General features: G+C 47.7%; 6 protein-coding genes. All 6 read right to left on the bottom strand.

Translation table 11 applies throughout. From position 1 onward, the window contains the following. Positions 1-78: 78 nt before the first annotated feature. Positions 79-441 (bottom strand): RidA family protein, encoded by a 363-nt coding sequence (locus VHA02S_RS24075; RefSeq protein ID WP_005452545.1) that lies wholly within the window; start codon positions 439-441, stop codon positions 79-81. Positions 442-455: 14 nt separating this feature from the next. Then, positions 456-1,502 carry a lactonase family protein gene (locus VHA02S_RS24070; RefSeq protein WP_038899550.1) on the bottom strand — a complete coding sequence of 349 codons (1,047 nt, stop codon included), beginning with the start codon at positions 1,500-1,502 and terminating at the stop codon, positions 456-458. 80 nt (positions 1,503-1,582) lie between these two features. After that, positions 1,583-4,036 carry a beta-N-acetylhexosaminidase gene (locus VHA02S_RS24065; protein ID WP_038899552.1) on the bottom strand — a complete coding sequence of 818 codons (2,454 nt, stop codon included), beginning with the start codon at positions 4,034-4,036 and terminating at the stop codon, positions 1,583-1,585. 82 nt (positions 4,037-4,118) lie between these two features. Further along, positions 4,119-4,748, bottom strand: a complete 630-nt coding sequence (locus tag VHA02S_RS24060) for a bifunctional 4-hydroxy-2-oxoglutarate aldolase/2-dehydro-3-deoxy-phosphogluconate aldolase (protein ID WP_009706204.1) — start codon at positions 4,746-4,748, stop codon at positions 4,119-4,121. A 16-nt stretch (positions 4,749-4,764) separates the two neighbouring features. Then, positions 4,765-5,709, bottom strand: coding sequence for a sugar kinase (locus VHA02S_RS24055; RefSeq protein ID WP_038899553.1), 945 nt, complete (start codon positions 5,707-5,709; stop codon positions 4,765-4,767). 102 nt (positions 5,710-5,811) lie between these two features. Further along, on the bottom strand, positions 5,812-7,332 hold the full coding sequence (locus tag VHA02S_RS24050) for a sodium:solute symporter family protein (protein WP_038899555.1): 1,521 nt from the start codon (positions 7,330-7,332) through the stop codon (positions 5,812-5,814). Positions 7,333-7,538 lie beyond the last annotated feature (206 nt).

Raw genomic sequence — 7,538 nt, 5'->3', positions numbered from 1 at the left:
AATCAATGACAACGCTCTGAATCCTGCATCTTGAAGTCACTTGGGTATATTATCTCGATAAAAGCTAACGATGAGCCGTTACTGGTACTTCTCACCCGCAGCTGCAACGAACGCCATTTCTACTAAGAGTTCAGGATTCGCCAATTCAACTTTGACGCAAGCACGGCTCGGTGCGCAGCCCTCAGGGAACCACGCATCCCACACTTCGTTAAGGGCATCGAAGTTAGCAAAATCTGTCACGTAAATCGTCACAGATAGAATGCGTGACTTATCGCTGTCAACACTTGCTAGCATTTGCTCAGCTTGGTCGAAAATCTGTTGTACTTGCCCTTTCATATCCGCAGTTGTATCTGCTTCTGCCACCTCAACAAAGTTGGCAATACCGTTGAATACCGTTACATCAGACCAACGTTTGCATGGATTAATACGATGAATTGTCATGTTATTTCTCTTAATTACGGCTTCTCAACCAAACACACAGGCGCACCGATGTCGCATGAGTATCCGGTTGGAGTGATAACGCCAGTTTCCGGATTCCTATGGAAGCTAGCGACATTATGTGAATGTTGATTGGCAACGAGCATCCACTGCCCGTCACGGGATAAAACAAAATCTCTTGGAAACGCGCCGCCGCAATCGGACGCGGCAATTTGAACCGGAGTATTACTCGTTATATCAAATGTGCTGATCAGATTTTGCGCACGGCATGAAATATAGACAAAACGCTCATCCGCAGAGAGACGAATTGCCGACGCCGCTTCTTTGTTCTCTTCATCGGCTAGCAGCTTCACTTGTTGAGTAAGATTCCACTGCCCGCTTTGCTTACGGAGTACCACCAGCGTTTCGGACAGTTCGCAAACAACGTACGCGACAGACTCATCACTATCGAAGACCAAATGACGAGGGCCAGAACCAGGAGGCATCGCGATGCTTTGAGAAAGTGAAAACTTAACTGTCTCACCATCTTTTTTATAGTCATAGAAATGAACACTGTCTGTGCCTAAATCGACCACAGCAAGTTGCTCGGAGTGGTTGAGAAACGTTGCTTGATGCGCATGAGGCGAGGCTTGACGATCAGCATTGGGACCACTGCCTCCCACATATAATTCTGCGATGGATTTCAGAGGCTTACCTTGTTCATAAAGTTGGTAAACACTTACATTACCGGAACCGTAGTTTGCCACAGCAAGCAGCGAGGCTTTGATATCAATATGGCAAGGATAGTCGCCTTCAATTGGTAATGCATAGCTGTCTGTTTTTTCAGCAAAAATCAGTTCTGCACCTTCCAAGCGTTCTACTTCATTAAAGGTATATAACCCCTCTCCTTTGAGCGCAAGGTAAGAAGGGTTACGAACCGTTTTCACTGCTTCAGGAACAAGTTCATTGGTGAGCGTTAATGCGCCAGTAGCAATATCGAGAGAAACACACGCGATGCCCTGACTTTGGCTTGGTGAATCGGTATAGGTGCCTACATAAAAATGTAAGTGACCATTTACTGTCATGAGAAAACCTTTGGGAGATATAAGAGTGCTTAAACGATAAGATGCCGCCTGCGTTACCAGACGGCAATCCCTTTTAGTTATCAATCGGTTAAAGTGTGAAGCAACCGCTCAGTTGGTACGACAATAGCGACAATGGTTTCATCAAAGATAATCGCATTTTCATTGATAATGCGTTGGTACGCTTCAGCGTTAGATTGGCTAATGTCACTGCCCTGCTTGGCGAGCTCAATCAAGGTTAAACCTAAATCGGCAACTTTGATTGCGGCTTCTGCAACTGGCACCGTTTCTACCGACGCCACGTTGGCCGCGAAAATAGGTTTGGCTTGCTGCGCCGCTAACTTAACGCTTTGATAATGCATCGCTAACGCATCCAACGCGGTTTTATCACCTAGAGCATAAGCTGCGACCAAATCTTTCATCTCGTACACTGCTAGGCTTTCTACTGGCAATGCATCCGCAAAGCGGTTTAGTCGCTCATACTGGTTGTACAAATCACCCTCGTTTGGCGTAGAGATCCACTTCTCCCAATGACGAGCGTAGTATTGAGCCGGCTCGATGTACTTCGCTAACGTTTGTAGCGGTGCTTCGTCCGCACCATTAGCAAGACGTTTCAACATCATATTGGCATCGGCATGATGGCGCAGACCAAGCGAAATCTCAGACCATGTATCCATCACCTTCATGCGCTTGTACATGCTGCGCTCATCGGTCAGGTCTTGGCTAGACCATAGACGCTCTGCAATCGCGTAGCTTCGTGGCCATAAGCGTTGCTCGATGGTCATTGAATCGAGGTTCTCACCCCAGATGGTGATTTCTCCGCCTAAAATTAGCTGCTGTTCTTTCTCGGTCAGCTCAGCCGGATAGCCACCGTTAGACTCAGGAATGACACTCCCCTGCATGTCACTGCTCGCGACCAATTCTCCAATCGCAGGCCAACGAACATTGCCAATCAATTGGTAACTGGTGTCTTTCAACTTGCCATCCGCAAAGTCATAGTTGAATTCGGTGTAAGACATAAAGTTATCGAAGTGCCCTTTAAACTTCACACCCGGCACATACTCGATGATAAACACCTCTTCGCGGGACTTACCGTTGTAATCGGTAAACGCACGATAGTTGCCATCTTTCGCTTCTATAATGGTTAGATTGCCAGTGCGCGGACCACCTTTGTTGCGCGGTTTAACCCAATCGTAAGTCGCGAATTTCTCACCTTGATGAAGTTGGTCATCTACCGTGATTCCTTTCGGCATTGGGTCATTGCGATAGTGGTAACTGGTTGGCTGCGGCTGGTCTAGGTAGTAGCCTGTTGAGAGAATGCCTTGGTAGCCCTCTTTTGCTGCTCGACCGATACTGTCGTGCCCTTGCCAACTTTGAATCACAATCGAGGTAGGAAGGTCTTTGTGCCAGATTTCATCCCAGCCAGTCATCTTCTTACCGCGCTGTTCCAGCATCTGTTCAACCTTGGTGTTCAGATACGATTGAAGACCACGCTCTCCATCCAGCTTGTTGTCTTTGATGAATTGCTGAATCTTCGGGTTGTCTTTCCACTGTTGGTAATTTGGTTCATCGCCGCCGATATGGAAATACTCATCTGGGAAGAGCTCAACCACTTCGTCAAACACGCTCGCCAGCATCTTATAGAGTTCGGGATTGGTCGGGTCCATTAACGGCTCAAACACACCCCAGCCACGTTGATGCGGATAAGATTGTTCCCCCATACCAGACATTAATTCAGGGTAAGCGTGCGCCACTGCCGAAGCATGTCCCGGCAGAGAGATTTCAGGGATAACTCGAATGCCAAGGTTATGCGCGTAATTCACCACATAGCGAATTTCATCTTTGGTGTAGTAATCACCATCTGCGGTGTCTTGCCACAGCTTTTGGTAATTATCGAGCTGGATACGAATCGCTTGGTCATCCCAAATATGCCAATGGAAAACGTTCATTTTTGCTGATGCCATCGCATCGAGTTGGCGAAGAATCACATCAAGTTCGATAAAGTGACGGGAAGTGTCGTAAGAAACGCCACGCCAAGGAAAGCGCGGTTCATCTTGAATCGACACCGCAGGCACAAAGTACCCAGTCGCGTCCGTAGTCACCAACTGCAAGAAGGTTTCTAAACCATGGAAAGCACCGTAAGGGCGTTCGGAGCGAATGATGATCTGACCATTACGCGATTCAAGTTGATACGATTCATCACTGTTAATGTCTTGCACCTCTGACTTGGGTGCATTACGAATATCAATCACCAAGGTCGCGTCTTTTTCCGACTCAGCATGCCAGTTCAACATCGGTAAACCGGTTTGGCGATATAGACGGTCCATAGTGCGCTTGGCGTTGAACTGCACGCGCGGTGAATCGTAGCCTTTGATGTAAATGCTGAAGGATTTATCCAGTGTGATTTTACCCTGCCCCAACTCTACATTTTGTGGGTAAGGCATTAGGTTAAGATCGGTGTTGGGAGTCATCGCCATCGCTGCCGTTGGAATTGTGATTAAGCCTGAAATGAGTAGTGCTAATGTACCTTTGTTCATCCGCGCCATCCTTATAATTATTCAACCCGAGTCACGCTATTTAATGGGGTCTGGTGACTTGGGTAAAAGAGCTCTGTTTGAGTTACGCAACCAGCTCTACAGCTTCACGAACTAGCTTGCCAATTTCGTCCCATTGTTCGTTTTCAATTAAGCTCGGTGCCACCATCCAAGTACCACCGCAACAAACCACACGGTCGATGGCTAGGTAATCATTGACGTTGCTTTTACCGATACCGCCTGTCGGCATCAGACTCACATCAACATAAGGTGCGAGTAGTGACTTCACCATCGCGATACCGCCGCTCGCTTCCGCCGGGAAGAATTTGAGGAAGTTCAAACCCAGCTCGAGTGCTTGTTCAACCTGACTTGGGTTATTGACGCCCGGTACGATTGGCATATTGATTTCTTGGCAGCGACGCACGGTATTGGGGTTCAACCCCGGCGCAACAATAAACTCTGCACCCGCGTCTTTTGCTTGGGTAATCTGCTCTGGCGTCAGTACCGTGCCAGCACCGATGCACATTTGCGGATAAGCATCACGCATGGCTTTAATCGCATCGGCAGCGGCTTCTGTTCGAAACGTCACTTCCGCGACTGGTAGACCGTTTTCTACTAACACTTTCGCCAGTGGAATCGCATGCTCTACCTTATTAATTTGGATAACAGGAATAACTTTAAATTGCTGAAGTTGCTGAATCATTGCTTGGGACATAATACGTTCTCGGAAATTATCGAATTAGATGAGTCATGGCGTCGTTTGGAATGATCGCGCCAGGATATTGAATAACGGTTGCCGCTAATGCGTGACCGAGTTGGGCTGACTGCTCACAGCTTTGTCCGGTCAATCGTCCTGCAAGGTAACCAGCAGCAAAAGAGTCGCCAGCGGCACAGGTGTCGATTACTTTGACAACCTTTTCTGCAGCTATGTAAGCACTTTGCTTGTCGTCACCTTGCGACCAAACCAGTTTGCAGGGCTCACAGCCACGTTTGATCACGATTTCTTGGCAACCAAAGCGAAGGCTGCGCTGCTCGGCACTTTCCTCTTCCCCCCACACCAAGACATCATCGTCTTCTGTGATAAGCGCAATGTCGACCAATGGCAGAATTTGGCTGTACCAATGTTTCGCCTCTTGTGCAGACCAAAGTTGAGGACGGAAGTTGTTATCGAAGATAACCTTGCCTCCAGCTTGTGAGAACTGACTTAACGCCTTTTTAAGCCTTACTTTGCTATCATCATTTAGAATCGCGACGCTGATGCCACTTAGGTAGAGGTAATCCAGCTCTCGGTTCGCAATCGCAGCTTCTAATTTGTTGAGCGAAGAGGTAGAGAAGTAGCTTTTAACGGCTGCACTGTCACGCCAATAAAGAAAGCTGCGTTCGCCTTCTTGGTCGGTCTGCACCATGTACAAACCCGGCAGTTGAGCTGGGAAGATCTCGACAAGGTCAGTCGCAATGCCCTCTTGTTGCCAGTTTTCCAGCAGCTCTTGAGAAAGTACGTCTTCCCCAAGACCGGTCGCGTAAGACACTTGGACAGGTTGTTGAGCCGTTAGTCGAGAGAGGTAAAGTGCGGTATTGAGCGTGTCGCCACCAAAGCCTTTGCGAATTGGGTCGCCGCTCAGTTCAATCATGCATTCGCCAAAGAAAGCAATTTTAGTCTGGGATGAATCGGTCATCGTTCACCTACTTTGGATAAATTTAGAATGGTGGCTCGGGGGAGCCACCAGTTTGTCAGGAGCTTATGAGCGAGTTTCTGTTCGAGCCGAAACTCTTTGCTGCTAAGCGTTTTGATTTGCTGTTGTGCGGTTTTTTAATGAAACATCTTCTTCCAGAACGCCTTTGTCAGACAGTTCCATTTCCATCAGAGCACGCTCATCATCAAGGATTGCTCGTGCCATTTCTGGTGACACTTGGTTAGCTGGAGTCACTAGGCTTACTGCCACACCAGCGGTTAGGGCAAACAAGCAAGATGGAATCACTGGGTTGCCCCAGAAAGCGGTCAGGTCAGGGCTAAGCATTACTGCAAATGAAGCAATAGACGCACCTGCCAATGTTGCCAATGCACCTTGCCAGTTGTAACGCTTCCAGAAGCGACCCAACATACCGCACACGAACATGCCAGACATAACTGTCGAGATCATCTTAGTGATGTAGCCGATGATGTCGTTAGAGGTTAGCGCGAACAGCAATGCACAACCGATCACTACAACCAAAGCCAAGCGAGAGTAATTCAACATGGATTCTTTGTTTGGCACGCGACCGGTGAACATAACGTACACATCACGCAGTAAGATAGACACGCCCGCAATCGCATCGGAACTTGCACTCGACATGGTTGCCGATAGACCTGCAATAAGAACGATAAGACCAACGCCTACTGGCAATACCGTTGCCGCGATGTATGGGAAAGCAAAGTTTGCATTATTCAGCTCGGGGTCAATCGCATGCGCCGCCATACCAATGACTGCAGGGATGATGGAGAAGAACAAGTACAGCACACCAGAAGCCACGAACGAACGGCGGATGGTTGATACATCTTTGCCTGAGTAGATACGTTGGCGGAATGAAGGCGTTGCAAGTACACCCACACCAATCACAACAGCAAGAGAAACCGCTGGGATTAAACCAAGCTTATCAATCGCAAGGAAGCTCACTGCTTCTGGGTCCATGGCTGAGTACAGGTTATCCAAGCCGCCAATGTGCTGCACTGACAGTACCGCCATTAGGATGAAGCCAACGAATAAGATGATAGCTTGAATGGTGTCCGTCCAAACCACCGCAGTGTAGCCGCCAATAACAACGTAAATGGTAAACGCTGCTGCGATGATCATCTTCGCAGTGCTCAGCTCAATATCGGCAATCCACGCTAGGTACATACCACCACCAAGGATGTGTGCGCCCAACCAGCCGATAGAAGCGATAAAGATAAGCAGACCAACCACGTTCTTCACGATGCGGTTTGCACCTACGTAGTATGCGAGTTCTTCACTCATGGTCATAAAGTTGAGTTTACGAACTGGCGCGAACCACAGTGCCAATAACAAGATACCAATTGCGCCGCCAATGCCGTAAAGCGCACCAGCCCAACCATTTGAGTAACCAAAGCCAACCGCGCCCATACTAGAGCCCGTGCCAACCATGGTTGCTACTGTGGTACCTAATACGAGGAACAGAGGTAAGCCTCGACCACCGAGTAGAAAGTCTTCACCTGATTTTTGATTGCGAGAGACAAACCATCCCAACCAAATTAAAAATAAGACATACGCACCGAAGCCGGTAAGAAAAAGTGTACTGTTCATTGAACACCTCTCATATCAAAATCCATCTTTCAGATTGATATAATTCCAGCAGCAAGTATTAGATTTTATTCCAGAAATTATCTAATTTTATTTTTATAGCTTTTGCTAAATATATTAGGCACTACTGCTTTATGAAATTATATTTATGTAGGGAGTGAGAGTGCCAAAAAGATAATAACAGGAAAGTAATTATTTCCGGCACTCAA

The sequence above is a fragment of the Vibrio harveyi NBRC 15634 = ATCC 14126 = KCTC 12724 genome (assembly GCF_001591145.1).
Lineage (GTDB): Bacteria > Pseudomonadota > Gammaproteobacteria > Enterobacterales > Vibrionaceae > Vibrio > Vibrio harveyi.
The sequence above is the reverse complement of the archived record's forward strand: the minus strand, read 5'-3'. Positions and strand labels throughout refer to the sequence as shown.